18 protein-coding genes and 1 riboswitch are annotated in these 18,793 nt (G+C 71.5%); of the genes, 10 read left to right on the top strand and 8 right to left on the bottom strand.

The features are described 5' to 3' along the window. The first annotated feature begins 24 nt into the window (after positions 1-24). The 9 genes from ABEA82_RS23400 (at position 25) to ABEA82_RS23360 (ending at position 7,840) form a co-directional block, all read left to right on the top strand. Positions 25-1,023, top strand: a complete 999-nt coding sequence (locus tag ABEA82_RS23400) for a 3-oxoacyl-ACP synthase III family protein (RefSeq protein ID WP_345663575.1) — start codon at positions 25-27, stop codon at positions 1,021-1,023. Next, positions 1,020-2,291 carry a type III PLP-dependent enzyme gene (locus ABEA82_RS23395; RefSeq protein WP_345663574.1) on the top strand — a complete coding sequence of 424 codons (1,272 nt, stop codon included), beginning with the start codon at positions 1,020-1,022 and terminating at the stop codon, positions 2,289-2,291. Before ABEA82_RS23400 ends, ABEA82_RS23395 begins: the two co-directional genes overlap by 4 nt. Before the next feature lie 47 nt (positions 2,292-2,338). Further along, positions 2,339-2,596, top strand: coding sequence for an acyl carrier protein (locus tag ABEA82_RS23390; RefSeq protein WP_345663573.1), 258 nt, complete (start codon positions 2,339-2,341; stop codon positions 2,594-2,596). Positions 2,597-2,598: 2 nt separating this feature from the next. Beyond that, positions 2,599-3,441 carry a hypothetical protein gene (locus ABEA82_RS23385; protein ID WP_345663572.1) on the top strand — a complete coding sequence of 281 codons (843 nt, stop codon included), beginning with the start codon at positions 2,599-2,601 and terminating at the stop codon, positions 3,439-3,441. 10 nt (positions 3,442-3,451) lie between these two features. Then, a complete protein-coding gene (locus tag ABEA82_RS23380; RefSeq protein WP_345663571.1) occupies positions 3,452-3,925 on the top strand; it encodes a holo-ACP synthase in 474 nt (157 codons plus the stop codon). Between the two features lie 9 nt (positions 3,926-3,934). Beyond that, a complete protein-coding gene (locus ABEA82_RS23375) occupies positions 3,935-4,378 on the top strand; it encodes a 3-aminobutyryl-CoA ammonia lyase (RefSeq protein WP_345663570.1) in 444 nt (147 codons plus the stop codon). 10 nt (positions 4,379-4,388) lie between these two features. Beyond that, positions 4,389-5,645, top strand: a complete 1,257-nt coding sequence (locus ABEA82_RS23370; RefSeq protein ID WP_345663569.1) for an MFS transporter — start codon at positions 4,389-4,391, stop codon at positions 5,643-5,645. Then, positions 5,642-6,112 carry an ester cyclase gene (locus ABEA82_RS23365; protein ID WP_345663568.1) on the top strand — a complete coding sequence of 157 codons (471 nt, stop codon included), beginning with the start codon at positions 5,642-5,644 and terminating at the stop codon, positions 6,110-6,112. The genes ABEA82_RS23370 and ABEA82_RS23365 overlap by 4 nt, the downstream gene beginning before the upstream one ends. A 201-nt stretch (positions 6,113-6,313) precedes the next feature. Continuing rightward, positions 6,314-7,840 carry a class I adenylate-forming enzyme family protein gene (locus ABEA82_RS23360; protein ID WP_345663567.1) on the top strand — a complete coding sequence of 509 codons (1,527 nt, stop codon included), beginning with the start codon at positions 6,314-6,316 and terminating at the stop codon, positions 7,838-7,840. 152 nt (positions 7,841-7,992) lie between these two features. On the opposite strand, the gene ABEA82_RS23355 is transcribed toward ABEA82_RS23360, so the two are convergent. Genes ABEA82_RS23355 through ABEA82_RS23340 form a run of 4 tightly spaced genes read right to left on the bottom strand, consistent with a single transcriptional unit; the run spans position 7,993 to position 13,341 of the window. Then, positions 7,993-8,643 (bottom strand): thymidine kinase, encoded by a 651-nt coding sequence (locus ABEA82_RS23355; RefSeq protein ID WP_345663566.1) that lies wholly within the window; start codon positions 8,641-8,643, stop codon positions 7,993-7,995. A 37-nt stretch (positions 8,644-8,680) separates the two neighbouring features. Then, entirely contained in the window at positions 8,681-9,877 is a 1,197-nt protein-coding gene (locus ABEA82_RS23350) for an alkaline phosphatase family protein (protein WP_345663565.1), read from the bottom strand. Continuing rightward, entirely contained in the window at positions 9,877-10,464 is a 588-nt protein-coding gene (locus ABEA82_RS23345; protein ID WP_345663564.1) for a DUF5998 family protein, read from the bottom strand. Before ABEA82_RS23345 ends, ABEA82_RS23350 begins: the two co-directional genes overlap by 1 nt. A 51-nt stretch (positions 10,465-10,515) precedes the next feature. Next, entirely contained in the window at positions 10,516-13,341 is a 2,826-nt protein-coding gene (locus tag ABEA82_RS23340) for a bifunctional acetate--CoA ligase family protein/GNAT family N-acetyltransferase (protein ID WP_345663563.1), read from the bottom strand. A 177-nt stretch (positions 13,342-13,518) separates the two neighbouring features. Here ABEA82_RS23340 and ABEA82_RS23335 point away from each other — a divergent pair, with 177 nt between their 5' ends. Next, complete coding sequence (locus ABEA82_RS23335; protein WP_033308341.1) at positions 13,519-13,800, top strand: HPr family phosphocarrier protein; 282 nt, start codon at positions 13,519-13,521, stop codon at positions 13,798-13,800. A 147-nt stretch (positions 13,801-13,947) separates the two neighbouring features. Here ABEA82_RS23335 and ABEA82_RS23330 read toward each other — a convergent pair whose 3' ends face one another. The 4 genes from ABEA82_RS23330 to ABEA82_RS23315 form a co-directional block, all read right to left on the bottom strand. Then, entirely contained in the window at positions 13,948-14,643 is a 696-nt protein-coding gene (locus ABEA82_RS23330) for a GntR family transcriptional regulator (RefSeq protein ID WP_345663562.1), read from the bottom strand. Positions 14,644-14,831: 188 nt separating this feature from the next. Then, entirely contained in the window at positions 14,832-15,617 is a 786-nt protein-coding gene (locus tag ABEA82_RS23325) for a M23 family metallopeptidase (protein ID WP_345663561.1), read from the bottom strand. A gap of 12 nt (positions 15,618-15,629) precedes the next feature. Continuing rightward, positions 15,630-15,793, bottom strand: a riboswitch (cyclic di-AMP (ydaO/yuaA leader). 190 nt (positions 15,794-15,983) lie between these two features. Then, positions 15,984-17,372 (bottom strand): M16 family metallopeptidase, encoded by a 1,389-nt coding sequence (locus ABEA82_RS23320; RefSeq protein WP_345663560.1) that lies wholly within the window; start codon positions 17,370-17,372, stop codon positions 15,984-15,986. Further along, complete coding sequence (locus ABEA82_RS23315; RefSeq protein WP_345663900.1) at positions 17,369-18,748, bottom strand: M16 family metallopeptidase; 1,380 nt, start codon at positions 18,746-18,748, stop codon at positions 17,369-17,371. Before ABEA82_RS23315 ends, ABEA82_RS23320 begins: the two co-directional genes overlap by 4 nt. Positions 18,749-18,793: the final 45 nt, after the last annotated feature.

Raw genomic sequence — 18,793 nt, 5'->3', positions numbered from 1 at the left:
ATGAACGGAGGGAGGAGTTCGACAGTGAGCACGGGAGTCACGACCCTCGAGGCGATCGCGTCCTTCGCGCCCGAGCGGAGGGTTCCGATCGAGGACCTGGTGGACCGGCTGGGGCTGCGCCGTACCAAGCTCCGGCTCTTTCAGCGGGTGCACGGCCTCAAGGAGATCCGCTTCGACCCGAAACTGAGCCTTTTCGACGTGGTGTTGCCGGCGGCCCGCCGCGTGCTCGCCGACGAGGACACCGCGAGCCGTGTCCGTCATGTGCTGTACGCCCACACCACGCAGGCGGTGACGCCGGCGCACATCGATCCCGCACGGGAGATCAGGGACCGGCTCGGGCTGCACCGGGCCGAGGCCTTCGGGCTGAGCCAGCAGAACTGCGCCAGTGGGATGGCGGCCGTCGACGTGGCCGGTGAACTGCTGCGGGCGGAGGGCGGGCCGGGCGACTGTGCCTTGGTCGTGACCGGGGAGCAGGCGTTCTCGCCCAAGATCCAGCTCATCGAGGACGTGGCGATCATGGGCGATGCCGGAGCCGCCTGCCTGGTCACGCTCGACGGGGCGGGCGACGCGGTGCGTTCCTACGCCACCAGCACCCTGGGCGAGTTCTCGGCCGCGATGCTGCTGGACGAGGAGAGAGCGCTGCGCTTCTCCAAGGTCTACGCGCCGGAACTGGCGGCGGTGATGCGACGGGCCGTCGCCGAGGCGGGGCTCGGGTTCGCGGACATCGACCTGGTCGTCCCGCACAACGTCAACCTTCAGTCGTGGCGGCAGACCATCAGCGAGCTGGGCATACCGCGCGAGCAGGTGTTCCTGGAGAACGTGGAGCGGTTCGGACACTGCTTCGCCTCGGATGTCTTTCTCAACCACACGACACTGCGGGAGGCCGGCCGGCTGGTGCCGGGACGGCATTACCTCTTCGCCACCGTCGGCCTGGGCGCCACCTTCGCGGCCATGGTCATCACACATGGGGCGTCCGCCGCCGGGGCGGGGACGCGGCGGGACGCGGGGAGGGAAGCGGCATGACCACCACCGAGTTCCGTGTGCAGGGGCTGCCGGTGTCGGCGCTCGCCGAGGAGTTCGGCACGCCGCTGTACGTGTACGACACGGACGTCCTGCGCCGCACGTACGAGGAGCTGCGCGCTCTGACGCATCCCGCTGTCGACATCTACCTGTCGCTCAAAGCCAATCCCAACATCAGTGTCTGCGGCTACCTCGGCAGTCTCGGCGCGGGCGCCGAGGTGTCGTCCCTGGTCGAGCTGGAGACGGCGCGGCGAGCCGGTATCGCGGCCGGGGACACGATCTTCCTGGGGCCCGGCAAGACCCGCGCGGAGCTCGAGGCGTGTGTGGCCGCGGGGCTGCGCGCCATCGTGTGCGAGTCGCTGGAGGAACTGGCGGAGGTCGACGAGATCGCCGTGGCGGCCGGCCGTGCCGATGTGCCGGTCATGCTGCGGGTCAATCCTGACTTCCACACCAAGGGGTCGGGGCTGGCGATGGGCGGAAAGCCACGCCAGTTCGGCATCGACGTGGCTCTGCTGCGCAATGCCACGAGGGTGCTGAAGGGGCTGCGGCGCACCCGGGTCATCGGTTTCCACGCCTATATGGGTACGCGTTTCCTCCGGCACGAGGATTTGATCCACAACACCCGCGAGATTCTCGCCGTCGCGTCGGACCTCGCCGCCGAGACCGGAATCGAACTGGACATCGTCGATTTCGGTGGCGGCTTCGGGATACCGTACTTCGACAATGAACCGGACCTTAATATTCCGGAACTCGCGGCGGGCATCGACACCACGGTCACGGGATTTCTCAAGGACCATCCCGACTGCCGGCTGATCAACGAGCTCGGCCGTTACCTCACCGCCAGGTGCGGGACGTACGTGACCCGGGCGCTGTACGTCAAGGAGTCCATGGGCGAGCGGTTCGTGGTGGCCGACGGCGGGACCAACCACCACATGGCCGCCGTCGGGGTGGGCAGCTTCGTCAAGCGGAACTTCCCGATTCGTTCGCTGAGCCGCTACGACGCGGAACCCACCGGCGCGTACACGGTCACCGGCCCCCTCTGCACGCCCAACGACGTCATCGGCAAGCGGGTGGCGCTCCCCGAGGTGCGGCCCGGGGACCTCATCGGGGTGGAGCGCTCCGGGGCGTACGGCCCGTCGGCCTCCCCCGGGCTCTTCCTCAGCCACGGGTTCCCCGCCGAGGTCATGGTCCACCAGGGCACCGCCCATCTGGTCCGCCGCCGGGACGTCCTGGACGACCTGCTGGGCAAGCAGCACCTCATCGCCTTCTGACGTTTCCGCTCCCCCGTATTCGGCTTTCGACAAGAGGATGGAACCCCATGGAGAACACGGCAGTCGTGGAGTCGGTCGAGACCGCGCTCACCGAGGTGCTCGAACGCGAGGTCAGCGGGCTCACGCCCGAGGTGCGGCTCTTCGAGGACCTGCACCTGGACTCGACCTCGGTGATGGAGATGCTCATGTCCCTGGAGGACAGCATGGACGTCGCCGTCGACCCCGAGACCCTGGACATGGACGACTTCATGACCGTGGGCACGCTCACCGCGTACCTGCAGCGACTGCTCGGCGAGGGAAAGTGACGATGTCAGTGCTGCGCTCGGCCGCCGCGATCGCCGACCCGCCCCGCCGTCCGTACCACGACGATCCGTCCATCGTCGGCTTCTTCCGTGACCTGGTGGAGCCGTTCGGTTCCACCGTCGACGAACAGCGCCTGCTGGACGGGGCCAACGTCTCCCACCGTGACCTCGTGGACCACCTGGTCACGGCGGACGGGATCGACGGGCCGGCGGACCTGGTGGTCGTCAGCCACGCCCTGCCCGACGTGCACCCGTTCACCGCTGTCGCCTCGCACCTGAACATGCTGCTCGGCGGCGCGGCGCAGAGTTTCTGCGTGTCCGAGCAGGGTCTGGCGGCCCCGTTCACGGCGCTGCGGATCATCGCCGCCTACCAGCGCGCGGGGCGGGCGGGACGTGCGGTGCTCGCGATCCTGGAGCAGACCACCCTGCCGACCCCTCATCCGCTCGTGGACACCCGGGATCTGACCGACTCCGGTGTCCTGCTCGTCCTCGACGACGCGGGCCGGGCGGACGGGGAGGGCGGACCGGCCCTGTCCGGCGTCGAGTCGTTCGCGTCGCCGGAGGAGACCGCCGCCCGGCTGACCGAGCTGGCCGCCGCCGACCCGGCCGGGACGCTGCTGGTGCTCGGCCCGGGGGTCCAGGACGGCTCGGTGGACTCGGCGGGGGCGCGGGTCAGCCGCGCCGGGGACACCAGCTACTGCACGAGTGTCTGGCTGGAACTGGCCGGTCACTGGCAGGACTGGCGTCAGGACGCCGCCACGGTGGTCCTCTGCGACGTCGATCCCCTGACGAAGGAGGGGCAGCTGGCCGTGTTCCGCTCCCCCTCGGCTCCCGGCCGGGCCGGGTAGGGCAGCCACCATGCGCATCGGGATCGACGTCCTCGGCCTCGGCGAACTGGACCGTCTCCAAGCCCGCTCCTGGTTCCGCCGGTACACCTACGCCCCGGAGGAGCTGACACTCGCCGACGGTTTCGGCCGGGAGCGTGCGCGGGAGTTCCTCGCCGGCCGGTTCGCGGCCAAGGAGGCGGTACTCAAGGTGCTCGGCACGGGATGCCGCGGTGGGTTGTTGCCCCGGCACATCTGCGTCACCCGTGGGGCACGGTCCGCGCCGCTGGTGCGGCTGATCGGTGCGGCGCAGCGCAGGGCCGCGGAGATCGGGCTGACGGACCTGACGGTGTCCATCGCCCACAAGGGGGAGCACGTGGTCGCCGTGGCCCTGGGCCGCGGCGACCACGAGCCGGCGCCGGGAGCCGGTGACGTCAGGAGGACCGCACGGACGGTCCTGGAGGAAATCGCCTTGCGCGAGTCGGTGCCAAGCGGACGGTCGGAGTGAGGTCGAAGTATGTCTGAAGCGGTTTCCGCGACACTGCGCGCGCGAATGGCTCAAAAGGACGCCCATTACGGCGGGAATCTTGTTGACGGCGCCCGGATACTTCAATTGTTCGGCGATGTTGTGACAGAGATCACCGTCCGAATGGATGGGGACGAGGGTCTGCTCAGTGGCTACAGTGAGGTCGAATTCAAGGCCCCCGTGTATGTCGGTGATTACATCGAGGTGAGCGGACGTCTGGTGGGCAGGAGTAGACTCCGGCGCGTCGTGGAATTCACGGCATGGAAATACATTGCCGCCCGTTACGAACAAGGGACGACACGAGCCGAGTTGCTCGGGGAGCCCGTGGTCGTCTGCCGGGCGGTGGGCACCGCCGTGGTTCCCCGTGACGCCGCGCGGCGTCGGTCAGCCGGTGCCGGGGGGACGGCGGTCGCCGACATGTCCCGAGCAGAGTGAGAAAGGTGTCATGTCCTTATCCACAAAGACGTCCCCACAGCCCAGCCGGGTGCTGCTCGTCGCGGTGGCCAGCGCCTTCCTGGTGGGCCTGGATTCGATGATCACTGTTCCGCTTGTGCCGGCCATCGCCGAGGACACCGGAACCGAGGCGCGGCTCGGTGGTCTCTTCGTCAGCGCCTACGCCCTGTTGTTCGCCCTCGCGGCCCCCCTGTGCGGAGCCATGTCGGACCGGCTGGGCCGGCGCACGATCCTCACCGGCGGCCTGGTCGCCTTCACCCTCGGCAACGCCCTCACGGGCATCACCTCCGAGTTCAGCCTGCTGCTCGCCTGCCGCGCCCTGGCCGGCCTGGGCGCCGCGATGATCATGCCGAGCGTCTACGCGATGATCGCGGACACCTTCCCGTTCGAGCGCCGGGGCAAGGTCATGGGCATCGTGGTGGCGGGGCTGCTCAGCTCCACCGTCATCGGTGTGCCGCTCGGCTCCTACCTCGCCCATCTCCTGGGCTGGCGCGTCGCGTTCTTCGCCGTCGGCGGGGTGGCCGTCCTCGTCTGCGCCCTGGTGCTCGCGCTGATCCCCCCGGTACAGCCGCCGGCGGCACAGCAGCAGAGCACCAAGAGCCCGGTGGCCGTCTACCTCGGCATGGTCGGCCGCGCCGTGACGACACCCGCCGTGCTCTGCGTACTCGGCTGCACCTTGCTGTGGTCCTTCGCGCTGTACGGCATGTTCTCCAACATCGGCATCTTCTACGCCGAGCGTTTCGGCTTCAACGAGGCCCAGACCGGTCTCGCCATCATGGGTTCGGGCGCCGGCAGCATGGCGGGGGCGCTGCTCGGCGGCCGGATCGCGGACAAGCTGGGCAAGCGCACCGTGATCGTGGTGGCCGCCCTGGTCGCGGCAGCCGGGGTGACCTCCGTGGCCCTGATCGGCGACCACATCGTTCCCGTGCTCATCGTCTTCATCGTGTGGGGTACGGCGGTCGGCGTCGGCCAGCCGTCCCTCAGCGCCCTGGTGAGCGAGCTGCGGCCGGAGACGCGCGGCACCGCGCTGGCGCTCAACGGCTCCGCCCAGTACGGGGGCATGATGCTGGCGACCAGCATCGCCGCCCTGCTGCTGGACAACGGCGTCTCCTTCGCCGTGATCGGCGCGATCTGCGGTGCCTGCGCGCTCGCCGTGCTGCCGCTGCTCGTCGGCGTCCGGGTGGCCGGCCGGGCCGACGCCGCCGTGGCGGGAGCTGCTCCCGCGCCGGAAGCCGGGGCGAAGGCATGAGCGACACCCGTGCCGTGGAGACCGACGCGGGCAAGGTGCTCTTCGAACGTTTCGTCGATCTGTGGAACGGAGAGGTGGACTTCGCCGACACGCCGGAGTTCATCGCCGACGACTTCACCGTGCACAGCGCCGAACTGGCCCGCTACCTCGGCTTCCCCGACTCCAGGCGCATCACCACCCGCGACGGCCTGCTCGACTGGGTCACCTCCGTCCGCACACTGCTGCACGACGTGCGCTTCACCACGCGTCCCGGCCCGCTCAGGGAGGGCGACCTCGTCGCCGGTGGATACATCGTGACCGGCACCTACGCCGGTGGCGCACCCACCGCGACAGTCGCTCCGGGGACCGCCGTCCGCTACTCCGGCATGTCCATCGTCCGTCTCGAGAACGACAAGATCGCCGAGTACTGGGTGCTGTCCGACGCCCTCGGGCTGCTGTCCCAGCTGGGCGCCGTGCCGAGGCCCTGACCTCACGCACCCGACGGGTCGCGTCGACGACGCGTCCGGGGACGGCCGTGTGCCGCCCCGGCGCGCCGTCCCGGCGCGCCGTCCCGGCCCCCGGTCCCGGTCCCCGGTCCCGGCACGACCGGGGGCCGGGTGCCGCATCCGGGCGATCGAGCCATTCGACATGGCGACGGGGGAGTCGTCGCCTGAAGGGAACTGAGCAAGTTGTCCGAGAACACGCTCCTTCACCACCTCCTGGACGCCGCCGCGCAGGCCTGGCCCGAGCGCCCGGCCGTCAGCAGACAGGAGTCCGCCAAGACGTTCGCGGCGCTGTGCGACGCCAGTCACCGGCTGGCCGCGTGGCTGCACGCCCAAGGCGTCGGCCGCGGGCGGCGCGTGGTCGTCGCCGTGCCCTCGGGTCCGCTGGTCCCGGCGCTCGTCTTCGCGGCATCCCGCCTCGGCGCCCCGTGGTCCGTCCTCCACGAGCAGGTGCGGGGCGTTCCGCTGGAGCATGTGCTCGACGACTGCGAGCCGAGCCTCGTCGTCGCCGAGGATCCCGCCTCGCGCCAGGCCGCACGGGACCGCGGCGTCGTCGCCGCCGACCCGGAGGACCTGCTCCCGATCGCGTTCCCCGAGCCCGGCACGGCCGGCCCCGTGGAGCGGCTCGCCCTGCCCGAGCCGCTCGCCGTCGACCCGGTCTGCCTGATCTACACCTCGGGCACCACGTCCCTGCCCAAGGCCGTGGTGAGCACCCATCAGCAGGTCGTCTTCGCCGCTCGGGCGATCCAGCAGGTCCTGCGGTACCAGGACGACGACGTCGTCTACTGCCCGCTGCCGCTCTCCTTCGACTACGGCCTCTACCAGATCTTCCTCGGCGCCCTCAGCGGTGCGCACGTGGTGCTCGGCGGCGCGGCCGAGGCCGGTCCGGCCCTGCTGCGCAGCCTGCTGGACAGCAAGGCGACCGTCCTGCCCGCTGTCCCGTCGGTCGCCGAGTCGCTCGTGTGGCTGCTGAAGCGGGCCACGGCCCAGCGCCCGCCGCTCAGGCTGGTGACCAACACCGGCGCCGCCCTGTCGACCGAGACGGTCAATGCCCTGCGCGCCGCGCTGCCCGGGCTGCGCGCCCAGGTGATGTACGGCCTCACCGAGTGCAAGCGCGCCGTCATCATGCCGCCGGACGGGGACCTGGAACGCCCCGGTTCCTGCGGACTTCCGCTGCCCGGCACCGAGATCCTCATCGTCGACGACCACGGCGAGCCCGTGCCGGCCGGCGTCGTCGGCGAGATCGCCGTCCGCGGGCCGCACGTGATGGCCGGGTACTGGCGGCGGCCCGAACTGAACGCCCAGCGCTTCCCGCGCCGCGACGGTCTCTTCCCCGAACTGCGCACCGGTGACTACGGCCATCTGGACGAGGACGGCTATCTGTACTTCTCCGGCCGGCGCGACGACCTGTACAAGGAGCGCGGCTTCCGGGTCAGCGCCACCGAGGTGGAGGCCGCCGCGCACCGGGTGCCCGGCGTGGTCTCCGCCGCCGTGCTGCCGCCGTCCGGCAAGAGGCCTGCCGTCCTCGCGGTGGTCGCGGAGATGAGCGCCGAGCAGGTTCTCGGCGGGATGCGTGATCAGATCGAGGAGTTCAAGGTCCCGAGGCGCTGCGTCGTTCTGGAGGAGCTGCCGCTGAGCGGCAACGGAAAGGTCGACCGCAAGAAGCTCCTCACCGTCGTCGAGGGCCGCTCCGGCCTGCCCGGCAGGGCATGAGCGGAGGGAAGCCCGGATCATGCGCACATACTTCGATGTCGTCGTCCTCGGAGCGTGGCCGCGAGCTGACCCCGGCTCAGCAGTGGGACCTGACGGTGCATGAGGTCGCACATGATCAATATGTAGCGAGCACGGACACCGTCCGGCGGCGATCAGGCGGACGGGACGGGCAGGACATCCGGCGAGAGCGCGCCGGCCCGGGCGGCGGCGCTCGTCATACGGCGACGATGGTGACGCCGGCACAGTACCTCGTAGCCGACTTCCGCGGCGGGGCCGCTCACGTCGCCCACCACGACCTGCTCGCCTTCCACCACCATCTCGCCGCCGACCGTGCGCGCATTGTGCGTGGCACGCGCCCCGCACCAGCACATCGCCTCCACCTGGAGCGTCTCTATTCGGTCCGCCAGCTCGATCAACCGCCGGGAGCCCGGGAAGAGCTTCGTGCGGAAGTCGGTGGTGATACCGAAGGCGAAGACGTCGAGATGCAGATCGTCCACGACCCTGGCCAGCTGGTCGATCTGCTCCGGCGCGAGGAACTGCGCCTCGTCCACGATCACGTAGTCGACCTTGCCGCCCTGTGACATCTGGTCGACGACATGGCCGTACAGATCCATCAGCGGCGCCGCCTCGATGGCGTCGGTCACCAGGCCGAGCCGGGAGGAGAGCTTCCCCTTCCCCGCACGGTCGTCCCGGGTGAAGATCAGAGCCTGCAGTCCCCTCGCCGACCGGTTGTGCGCGATCTGGAGCGCCAGCGTCGACTTCCCGCAGTCCATGGTTCCGGAGAAGAAGACCAGCTCAGGCATGTCGAGTTGAGCACCTTTCGGTGGGGGGCCGGGAACGTCAGGAGCGTACTTCGAGCAGGGGCACCCACTGCTCGGCAGGGGTCATCGAACCGTGGTTGCCGACCATCGCCGACTCCTTCGGCTCCCGCTCGGAGGCGATGAGCAGGACGTCGTCGCGGGCCGCGGCGACCACGTCGCCGATCCGGCCGTAGACCCGTTCGTCGATGCGCGGGCCGAACCAGCCCGCCGCGATGGCCTCGTCGCGGGAGGCCACCCAGAACTGCTCGCCGAGCACCTCGCGCCAGCAGGTCAGGACGTCGCTCGCGGCACCGGGCACCGCGTACACGTGCCGGGCGCGGCCCTCGCCGCCGAGCAGGGCGACTCCGGCGCTCAGCTCCCAGTCCTCGTCGAAGTCGATGCGGTGCTGCTCGTCGAAGGGCACGTCGACCATGCCGTGGTCGGCGGTGACGTAGAGCGCGCTGCGCGGCGGGAGTTGCTCGGCGAGGCGCTGGACCAGGCGGTCGGCGTACATGAGCTGGCCGCGCCAGGTGTCGGAGTCGACGCCGTAGCGGTGGCCGGCGCCGTCGACCTCGGCGAAGTACGTGTAGACGAGGGAGCGGTCCCCCGCGGCGAGTTGCTCGGCCGCCAGGTCGACGCGGTCCTCGCCGGACAGCCGCCCCAGGAACGTTCCGCCACTGAGCGCGACCTTGGTCAGCGGGGTGTTCTGGAAGGTCGGGGACGACACCTGCGCGGCGTGCACACCCGCCTCGTGCGCCAGCTGGAAGACCGTCGGGTAGGGCTGCCACGGCCCGGGCGGGGCCCAGGGCTGCCAGCGCAGCTGGTTCATCAGCTCGCCGGTGTCGGGGTTGCGCACGGTGTAGCCGGGCAGGCCGTGCGCGCCGGGCGGCAGGCCGGTGCCGACGGAGGCGAGGGAGGTCGCCGTGGTCGCCGGATAGCCGGCGGTGAGCGGACGCCCGGTGCCGCCGCGCGAGGTGGCGAGCAGGGACGTCATGAAGGGGGCGTCCTCGGGGTGCGCCCTGAGCTGCTCCCAGCCGAGGCCGTCGATCAGGAACACGCAGTTCCGGTCGGCGGGCGTCAGCTCCGGGATCGCGGCGGTCATACCCGGCACGCCGGCGCCGGCGGCCAGTGTGGGCAGCAGGTCCGCGAGGGAGCCGCTGCCGTACTCGGGGACCGGCGCGGAGGAGACGGTGAGCGGTTCGGGGTGGTGGTCCCAGGCCGTGTTGGACTGTGTCATCAGCGGGTGGTGTCCGCGGTCGCCTCGGAGAGGGACTGCGCGAAGGCGAGCGCCTGGCGCACGGTCTCCGGTCCGTCCCCGGCCTCGCTGACGCGCAGGCTGAGGTCGTCCGCCGTCGAGTTGCCGGTGTAGCCGTGGTCCGCCTCGCAGTTGGGGTCGCCGCAGGCGGCCGGCTCCAGGTCGATACGGGAGACGGCGCCCCAGCCGATGGTGAGGACGACCTCGCGGGGCAGGGTGCCCGGCTTGTAGGACTCGGGGTTGGCGACCACCCGGCTGACCACGATCGACGAGATACGGCCGAGCTTCACGGACTCCGTCGACGTCGTGGCGTAGGGCGTCGGGGAGGTGCTGTCGGCGGCCTGCTCGTCGGTGTGGCTGACGATGAAGCGGTGGTCCGTGAGGACGAGCACCGTCACGTGCCGCCGGACCTCGTTCTGGTCGAACGTCGTCTCCTGGTGGACCAGGTACGACCGGATGGGCTCGCCGCCCACGGCGGCCTCCACCGCCTCGGCCACGAGGGCCGGGTAGTAGCCGCTGCGCTCGATCGCCGCCCGCAGCCCCTGGGTCGTCGTACTGGTCTTGGCCATGACGCCCATCCTACGGGGGACCACTGACTGCGAGAGACCGCTCGCCCCCTGTCAGTACGCGGGGAGGGTCCGCGGGCCGAGGTCGTCGCGGGCGGGCGGTGGTGCGAGGCGGACGGAGGCGCCCAGGACGCTCAGGCCGTGCGAGGCGACGACGACCGGCTCCAGGGTGATCGCGACGACCTCGGGGTGGTCGTCGACCAGCCGGGACACCCGCAGCAGCAGCTCTTCCAGGGCGCGGGTGTCGGCGGGTGCGGAGCCGCGCCAGCCGAACAGCAGGGGTGCCGTGCGGATCGACCGCACCAAGGAGGTCGCCTCCTTGTCGGTGACCGGGATCAGCCGGTGGGCCGTGTCCCCGAGCAGCTGGGAGGCGGCACCGGCGAGGCCGAAGGAGAGCACGGCCCCGGCCGCCGGGTCGATCACGGCCCGCACGACGACGTCCACCCCGCGCGGCGCCATCCGCTGTACCACCGGACGCAGCTCCTCCGGCGCGCCGAACTGCTCCGTCAACTCGGCGTAGGCCCGTCGCAGTTGGTCCTCGTCCAGCAGGTCAAGACGCACGCCGCCCAGGTCGGCGCGGTGCCGCAGGTGCGGGGCGGTGGCCTTGAGGGCCACGGGGTAGCCGAGGCCGCGCGCGGCCTCGGCCGCGGCGTCGGGGCTCGGGGCGGGCAGGGCGCGGTGGACGTGGATGCCGTAGTGGCCGAGCAGGTCGCAGGTCTCTTCCGTGCCGAGCGTGAACCCCTTCCCGCGCGCGAGGAGCCCGTCGATCAGCGTGGCGGTGCCCTTCTCGTCGATGTCCTCGTACTCGGGCACCCTGCCGGGGTCCGCGGCGTCGCGCCGCCACTGCGCGTAGGCCACGGCCTGGCCGAGGGCGCGAACGGCCCGTTCGGCGGCGGGGTAGGCCGGGATGAGACGGGCGCCCTCGGGGGGTTCTCCGGCAGGCGTCGGATCGGGCGCGACCAGGGGGGCATGGGGGCTGCTCTGCGGCGGATCGTCCGCCACGGCCTGTGGTGCCGTGCTCGCCGCCGCCGACAGGGCCTCCGCCAGACCGCCGAGCTCCACGTGGACGACCAGGACCGGTTTGGCCGGAGCCGCGGCCGCGGCCGAACGCAGCGCCTCGGCGAGGGCCGCGTCCGCGACCGAGCCCTCCCCCACCGCCGGTATGGCGGTGACGACCACCGCGTCGCAGGAGTCGTCGGCCAGGGCCCGTGACAGGGCCGCGTGGAAGTCCGCCGCCGAAGCCTCCGTGGTCAGGTCGAGCGGGGGGTGGGGCCGCAGCCCCTCGGCGAGGCACGCGTCGTACGTGAGCAGGCCGAGCGACTCGGAGTTGCCGAGGATCGCCACCCGGGGTCCGGCGGGCAGGGGCTGGCGGGCGAGCAGCAGGCCCGCGTCCACCAGGTCGGTGATGGTGTCGACCCGGATGACACCGGCCTGCCGCAGCAGCGCCGAGACGGTGGCGTGCGGCAGCCGGGTCGCCCGTACGGCATGCCCCTGGGGAGCCGCTGCGTGTCGTGCTCCCTGGACCACGACCAGCGGTTTCGCCGCGGCCGTCCGGCGGGCGAGCCGGGTGAACTTGCGGGGGTTGCCGATGGATTCCAGGTACATGAGGACGACGTCGGTGTCGGGGTCCTCGTACCAGTACTGGAGGAGGTCGTTGCCGGAGACGTCGGCGCGGTTGCCGGAGGAGACGAAGGTGGAGACGCCGGTCACGCCCGTGACGCCGCCGCCGCGCCGGTGCAGCCGGGACAGCAGGGCGATCCCGATCGCGCCGGACTGGGCGAACAGGCCGATCCGGCCCGGCCGGGGCGTCTCGGGGGCGAGGGAGGCGTTGAGCCGGACCCGCGGGGAGGTGTTGATGATGCCGAAGGCGTTCGGCCCGATGATCCGCATGCCGTACGTGCGCGCCTGCCGCACGAGGGCGCGCTGGCGTTCGCGTCCCTCGGGCCCGCTGTCGGCGTATCCGGCGGAGACCACGACGAGGCCCTGCACGCCGTGTTCACCGCACTCGGTCACGATCTCGGGGACGTGCTCGGCGGGCACGGCGACGACCGCGAGGTCGACAGGGCCGTCGATGTCGCGCACCGAGCGGTGCGCGGGCACTCCGTCGAGGTCCTTCTGCTCTTCGGGCAGGGCCTTGTTCACCGCGTAGAGGCGGCCGCGGTACCCGGCGTCGCGGATGTTGCCGAGGACGCTGCGGCCCACGCCGCCCGGGGTGCGCCCGGCGCCGACGACGGCGACCGAGCCGGGCGCCAGCAGCCGCTGCACGGAGCGCGCCTCGGCGCGTTGTTCGCGCGCGTACTGCACGGCGAGGGAGCGGTCGGTGGGTTCGAGGTCGAACTCCAGCCGGACGACACCGTCCTCGAAGCTGCGTTTCTGGGTGTACCCCGCGTCCGTGAACACCTTGATCATCTTGGTGTTGGCGGGCAGCACCTCGGCGGCGAAGCGGCGGATACCGCGCTCCCGGGCGACGGCGCCGATGTGTTCGAGGAGGGCGGAGGCGACGCCGCGCCCCTGGTGGGCGTCCTGGACCAGGAAGGCGACCTCGGCCTCGTCGGCGGGTGCGGAAGCGGGTGTTCCGTCGGCGCCGATCCGGTCGTAGCGTACGGTGGCGATGAACTCGCCGCCGACTGTGGCCGCGAGTCCCACCCGGTCCACAAAGTCGTGGTGCGTGAAGCGGTGGACGTCCTTGGCGGACAGGCGAGGGTACGGCGCGAAGAAGCGGTAGTACTTCGACTCGTCGGAGACCTGCTCGTAGAAGCTGACCAGGCGCTCGGCGTCATCAACGGTGATGGGCCGGATGCGCGCGGTACCACCGTCGCGCAGCACCACGTCGGCTTCCCAGTGGGCGGGATACTCGTGCCGGTCCGGCGAGGTCTGCATGGGCCCCAGAGTACGGCTAGCGTCCGACAGTGGACGCGAGGCAGTCTGTGGAGGGCGTCAGTCGGGTCGAGGCCGCGACCCGACGGCACCCCGGGGCGGTCCCAGGACCGCTCCGGCACAGCTTCACGATATGGGAAACTGGTCTAGACAACCCTGAAAACCGAAGGGCAGCAACACATGGCTGAGCGCCGCGTCAACGTCGGCTGGGCCGAGGGCCTCCACGCCCGCCCCGCTTCCATCTTCGTCCGAGCCGCCACGGCCGCAGGCGTCCCGGTGACGATCGCCAAGGCAGACGGCAAGCCCGTCAACGCGGCCTCCATGCTGGCCGTCCTCGGCCTCGGCGCCCAGGGCGGCGAGGAGATCGTCCTCGCCTCCGACGCCGAGGGCGCCGACGCCGCCCTGGACCGGCTCGCCAAGCTGGTCTCCGAGGGTCTCGAGGAGCTTCCCGAGACCGTCTGAGTTTTCTTTCGCGCCTGACCCGGCGCACTCCGAAGGGCCCCTCCGATTTCATCGGGCGGGCCCTTCGCCTTTTCCCCGGATTTCCTGCCCGCGGGCAGCAGAAATAATCCCCCGCGAAATGCTCGCTCTTTGTATACGGCTTCCGTGTTAATGCCGCGGGCTCGCCGTGTTTACGGGATGTTGCGAGTTCCTCACACGCTCGGCACGCTCCCCGGCGGAGCCGAAACGCAGGCGGTGCGCGGCCGTCGCGCGCTCGGTGTGCAGCGCCGTGACCGCCCGCGCGCGCTCACTGTCCCCGCGCGCCACCGCGTCCACGATCGCGCCGTGTTCGGTCCAGGACTCCACGGGACCGGCCGGCGCCTCCACCGCGTACATCCAGGCGATCTTGTGGCGGAGCTGGGTGAGCGTCGAGGTCAGCGCGGGGCTGCCGGAGGCCTGCGCGAGCGTCTCGTGGAACCAGCCGCCAAGCGAGCGCAGGTCGTCGCTGTTGCCCCGGCGGGCGCGTTCCTGGCCCAGCCGGACCAGCCCGCGCAGGACCTTCAGATGGGCCTCGGTACGGCGCTGGGCGGCGCGGGCGGCGCCGAGCGGCTCCAGCAGCGTGCGCATCTCCAGCAGGTCGGCGGCCTCCTGCTCGGTGGGTTCGGCGACACAGGCGCCCGCGTGCCGCCGGGTCACCACGAAACCTTCGGCCTCCAGGGTCCGCAAGGCCTCCCGGACGGGGACGCGCGAGACGCCGTAGCGGCGCGCGAGGAGTTCCTCGGTCAGCCGGCTGCCGCGCTCGTAGACACCCGCGACGATGTCGTCCCGGATGGCCGTGCACACCGAGTGCGCGGGAATACGCATGACCGACCTCCGCTTAATCCCCGTGAAACGCCGACGAGCGACGTGTGTTCCGTGACTCTATTGCAATCAGCGGGAATTTCCGACGGCGATCCGGAATCCATGGATATTTTTTGGACAGCCGGCCGTCAAAAACGCCGAAAGCCCCGGCTCGGGGAGCCGGGGCTTCGGTAAGCGGAGGGGTGCGCCGCCTAGACGTTCACGCCGTGCGAGCGGAGGTAGGCGACGGGGTCCATGTCCGAGCCGTACTCGGGGCTCGTCCGGGCCTCGAAGTGCAGATGCGGGCCGGTGACGTTGCCGGTCGCGCCGGAGAGGGCGATCTGCTGGCCGGGGGTGACCTTCTGGCCGACCGAGACGCCGATGGACGACAGGTGGCCGTACTGGGTGTACGTGCCGTCGTTCATCTTGATCACGATCTGGTTGCCGTAGGAGCCGCCCCAGCCCGCCTCGACGACCTCGCCCATGCCGACCGCGTGGACGGAGGTGCCGCTGGCGGCGTGGAAGTCGACGCCGGTGTGGCTGCCGGAGGACCACAGGCCGCTGCTGGCCTGGTAGCCGGTGGAGACGTACGAGCCGGAGATCGGGGGCACGAAGGAGTTGAGGCGCTTGCGCTCGGCCTCACGGGCGGCGCGCTCCTTGGCCTCGCGGGCCTTCTCGGCGGCCGCCTTGGCCTTCTTGGCCGCTTCGGCGGCCCGCTCGCGCGCGGCCTCCTCGGCCTTCTGCTTGGCGGCGGCCTCTTCGGCGGCCTGCTTCTGAGCGGCGGCCTGGGCGTCGATCTGTGCGGCCACGGTGTCGCCGAGGGTGACGACCGGGGTGAGGCCGGTCTGCTCGGCGGCGGGCTCGGCCGCGAAGGCCGGAGCCGCCACGGTGCCGATGACGCCGGTGGTGGCGAGGGCCGCGACGCCCGCCGCGCGGGCCGTGCCGCGCTGAATCCTGCTGGGACGCCGGTGCTTCCCGGTGGCGCGCGTGAACGCCATGAAGTGGCTGATCCTTTCCTTCCCTCTCGCCTACCGGGTTAGCTGACGGGTTCGGAGCAGGAAGGTCTCCTACGGACCCCCTCGCTTGCGCGCGGGCGTCCGATTCACCCCAGGGACTGCGATGGGTCCCCGGCTCCCCTGGCTCGCGCCGTACGGGGACTCGGCGATGACTGTCCGGTGCCGCGGGTGCGGCGCACTGCCTGACGAACAGCCCGGATGACGCTAAGCGGCGCCACTTTCAATTCCCAAACGAATCCCAGCTTTTGTAGCGCATCCCACAGGGCAGACGGGCAACTCCCACCCCAATTCGGGCATAAGGGGGCCCTGGTGCCTTTGAAGACAACCAGGGCCCCTTCGCGCGTGCCGCTACTCGGCGGTTACGACGGAGACTTCGCCGATGCCGAGGGCCTCCACAGGGCCCTTGATCTGCGCCGCGTCACCGACGAGGACGGTCACCAGACGGTCCACCGGGAAGGCGCTGACGGCCGCCGCGGTGGCCTCCACGGTGCCGGTCGCGGCGAGCTGCCGGTACAGCGCGGCCTGGTAGTCGTCGGGCAGGTGCTGCTCGACCTGGTCCGCCAGCGTGCTCGCGACGGCCGCCGCCGTCTCGTACTTCAGCGGCGCCACGCCGACCAGGTTCTGCACGGCGACGTCCCGCTCGGCGTCGGTCAGCCCCTCGGCGGCCAGCGTGCGCAGCACCGTCCAGAGGTCCTCCAGGGCGGGCCCGGTGTTGGGCGTGTCCACGGAGCCGCTGATGGCGAGCATCGCGGCACCCGTGCCGTCCGGGGTGGACCGGAGGACCTGGGCGAACGCCCGCACGCCGTAGGTGTAGCCCTTCTCCTCGCGCAGGACGCGGTCCAGGCGGGAGGTGAGGGTGCCGCCGAGGCAGTACGTGCCGAGCACCTGGGCGGGCCACACGCGGTCGTGCCGGTCCGCGCCGATCCGGCCGATCAGCAGCTGCGTCTGGACGGCGCCCGGGCGGTCCACGATGACGACCCGGCCCGTGTCGTCGGCGGTCACCGGCGGCACCGGCCGCGGCTCGGCCGAGGAGCCGGTCCAGGCGCCCAGCGTGTCGCCCAGCAGGGCGTCGAGGTCGATGCCGGTGAGGTCGCCGACGACCACGGCGGTGGCCGTGGCGGGGCGGACGTGCTTCTCGTAGAAGCCGCGGACCGCCGCGGAGTCGATCGCGGCGACCGTCTCCTCGGTGCCCTGCCGGGGCCGTGACATCCGCGAGCCGGCCGGGAACAGCTCCTTGGAGAGTTCCTTGGCGGCGCGGCGGGAGGGGTTGGCCAGCTCGTGCGGGATCTCGTCGAGGCGGTTGCGGACCAGCCGCTCGACCTCGCTGTCCGCGAACGCGGGCGCCCTGAGGGCGTCGGCGACGAGGGCGAGTCCCTTGGCGAGCCGCGACGCCGGCACCTCCAGGCTGAGCCGGACACCGGGGTGGTCGGCGTGCGCGTCGAGGGTGGCGCCGGCGCGCTCCAGCTCGGCGGCGAACTCCTCGGCGGAGTGCTTGTCGGTGCCCTCGGAGAAGGCCCGCGCCATGATCGTGGCCACGCCGTCGAGGCCGGCCGGCTCCGCGTCCAGGGGCGCGTCCAGCAGCACCTCCACGGCGACGACCTGCTGGCCGGGGCGGTGGCAGCGCAGCACTGTCAGGCCGTTGTCGAGCGTGCCGCGCTCGGGGGCGGGGAAGGCCCACGGCCGGGCCTCGCCCTCCCGCGGCTGGGGGTGGAAGTCCATCGTGGCGAGCTCGGTCACTTGGCCGCCTCCTCGTTCTCGTTCGTGACCGCGGCTGCGGTGTCCTCGGTGGTGTCGGCGTCCTCGGTGGTGTCGGCGTCGGCGACGGGCTCGTAGACGAGCACCGCGCGGTTGTCGGGCCGCAGGCGGGCCTTGGCCACCTCCTGGACCTCCTCCGCCGTCACCTCCAGCACCCGCTGCACGGCGGTCAGGGCGAGCTGCGGGTCGCCGAACAGCACGGCGTACCGGCACAGTTCGTCGGCACGGCCCGCGACGGTGCCGAGCCGGTCCAGCCACTCGCGCTCCAACTGGGCCTGGGCCCGCTCCATCTCCTCGGCCGTGGGACCCTCCTCGGCGAACCGGGCGAGCTCCTCGTCGATGGCGGTCTCGATCACCGGCACCTCGACGTCACCGGACGTCTTCACGTCCAGCCACCCCAGGGAGGGCGCCCCGGCGAGCCGCAGCAGGCCGAAGCCGGCCGCGACCGCCGTACGGTCCCGCCGCACGAGACGGTTGTACAGGCGGGAGGACTCCCCGCCGCCGAGGACCGTGAGGGCCAGGTCGGCCGCGTCGCACTCTCGCGTGCCGTCGTGCGGCAGCCGGTAGGCGGCCATCAGGGCGCGCGCCGGGACCTCCTCCTCGACGACCTCGCGCAGCTGCTCGCCGATGGTCTCCGGCAGCGAGCCGTCCCGCGGCGGGTGCTTGCCGTCGTGGCCCGGGATGGAGCCGAAGTACTTCTCGATCCAGGCCAGGGTCTGCTCCGGGTCGATGTCGCCGACCACGGAGAGCACGGCGTTGTTCGGCGCGTAGTAGGTGCGGAAGAACGCGCGCGCGTCCTCCAGGGTCGCCGCGTCCAGGTCGGCCATCGAACCGATCGGGGTGTGGTGGTACGGGTGGCCCTCCGGGTAGGCGAGGGCGGTCAGCTTCTCGAAGGCGGTGCCGTACGGAACGTTGTCGTAGCGCTGCCGGCGCTCGTTCTTGACGACGTCGCGCTGGTTCTCCATCGACTCTTCGTCCAGGGCGGTCAGCAGGGAGCCCATGCGGTCGGCCTCCAGCCAGAGGGCGAGCTCCAGCTGGTGGGCGGGCATGGTCTCGAAGTAGTTGGTCCGCTCGAAGCTGGTGGTGCCGTTCAGCGAACCGCCCGCGCCCTGGACGAGCTCGAAATGGCCGTTGCCCTTCACCTGCGCGGAACCCTGGAACATCAAGTGCTCGAAAAGGTGAGCCAGGCCGGTACGCCCCTTGACTTCGTGGCGCGAGCCGACGTCGTACCAGAGGCACACCGCCGCGACCGGGGTCAGGTGGTCCTCGGAGAGCACCACGCGCAGGCCGTTGGCCAGGCGGTGCTCGGTCGCTGTCAGGCCCCCGGTGCCTGCCTGGGCTGTGGCCGTGTGACCCATGGGCATGTACGTCCCTTCGATCGCGGCGCGGTCTTCACAACCGCG

Origin of the sequence: Streptomyces venetus (genome assembly GCF_039540295.1) — a bacterium.
GTDB classification, from domain to species: domain Bacteria; phylum Actinomycetota; class Actinomycetes; order Streptomycetales; family Streptomycetaceae; genus Streptomyces; species Streptomyces venetus.
This window is presented reverse-complemented; position numbering and strand designations above follow the sequence as displayed.

Bases quoted from the DNA above. Each gene is read 5' to 3' on its own strand.
- ABEA82_RS23315 (WP_345663900.1), bottom strand. From the start codon at position 18,748: ATGGGTCACACGGCCACAGCCCAGGCAGGCACCGGGGGCCTGACAGCG.
- ABEA82_RS23375 (WP_345663570.1), top strand. From the start codon at position 3,935: ATGTCTGAAGCGGTTTCCGCGACACTGCGCGCGCGAATGGCTCAAAAG.
- ABEA82_RS23355 (WP_345663566.1), bottom strand. From the start codon at position 8,643: ATGCCTGAGCTGGTCTTCTTCTCCGGAACCATGGACTGCGGGAAGTCG.
- ABEA82_RS23340 (WP_345663563.1), bottom strand. From the start codon at position 13,341: ATGCAGACCTCGCCGGACCGGCACGAGTATCCCGCCCACTGGGAAGCC.
- ABEA82_RS23330 (WP_345663562.1), bottom strand. From the start codon at position 14,643: ATGCGTATTCCCGCGCACTCGGTGTGCACGGCCATCCGGGACGACATC.
- ABEA82_RS23385 (WP_345663572.1), top strand. From the start codon at position 2,599: ATGTCAGTGCTGCGCTCGGCCGCCGCGATCGCCGACCCGCCCCGCCGT.
- ABEA82_RS23350 (WP_345663565.1), bottom strand. From the start codon at position 9,877: ATGACACAGTCCAACACGGCCTGGGACCACCACCCCGAACCGCTCACC.
- ABEA82_RS23345 (WP_345663564.1), bottom strand. From the start codon at position 10,464: ATGGCCAAGACCAGTACGACGACCCAGGGGCTGCGGGCGGCGATCGAG.
- ABEA82_RS23335 (WP_033308341.1), top strand. From the start codon at position 13,519: ATGGCTGAGCGCCGCGTCAACGTCGGCTGGGCCGAGGGCCTCCACGCC.
- ABEA82_RS23395 (WP_345663574.1), top strand. From the start codon at position 1,020: ATGACCACCACCGAGTTCCGTGTGCAGGGGCTGCCGGTGTCGGCGCTC.
- ABEA82_RS23380 (WP_345663571.1), top strand. From the start codon at position 3,452: ATGCGCATCGGGATCGACGTCCTCGGCCTCGGCGAACTGGACCGTCTC.
- ABEA82_RS23325 (WP_345663561.1), bottom strand. From the start codon at position 15,617: ATGGCGTTCACGCGCGCCACCGGGAAGCACCGGCGTCCCAGCAGGATT.
- ABEA82_RS23370 (WP_345663569.1), top strand. From the start codon at position 4,389: ATGTCCTTATCCACAAAGACGTCCCCACAGCCCAGCCGGGTGCTGCTC.
- ABEA82_RS23365 (WP_345663568.1), top strand. From the start codon at position 5,642: ATGAGCGACACCCGTGCCGTGGAGACCGACGCGGGCAAGGTGCTCTTC.
- ABEA82_RS23390 (WP_345663573.1), top strand. From the start codon at position 2,339: ATGGAGAACACGGCAGTCGTGGAGTCGGTCGAGACCGCGCTCACCGAG.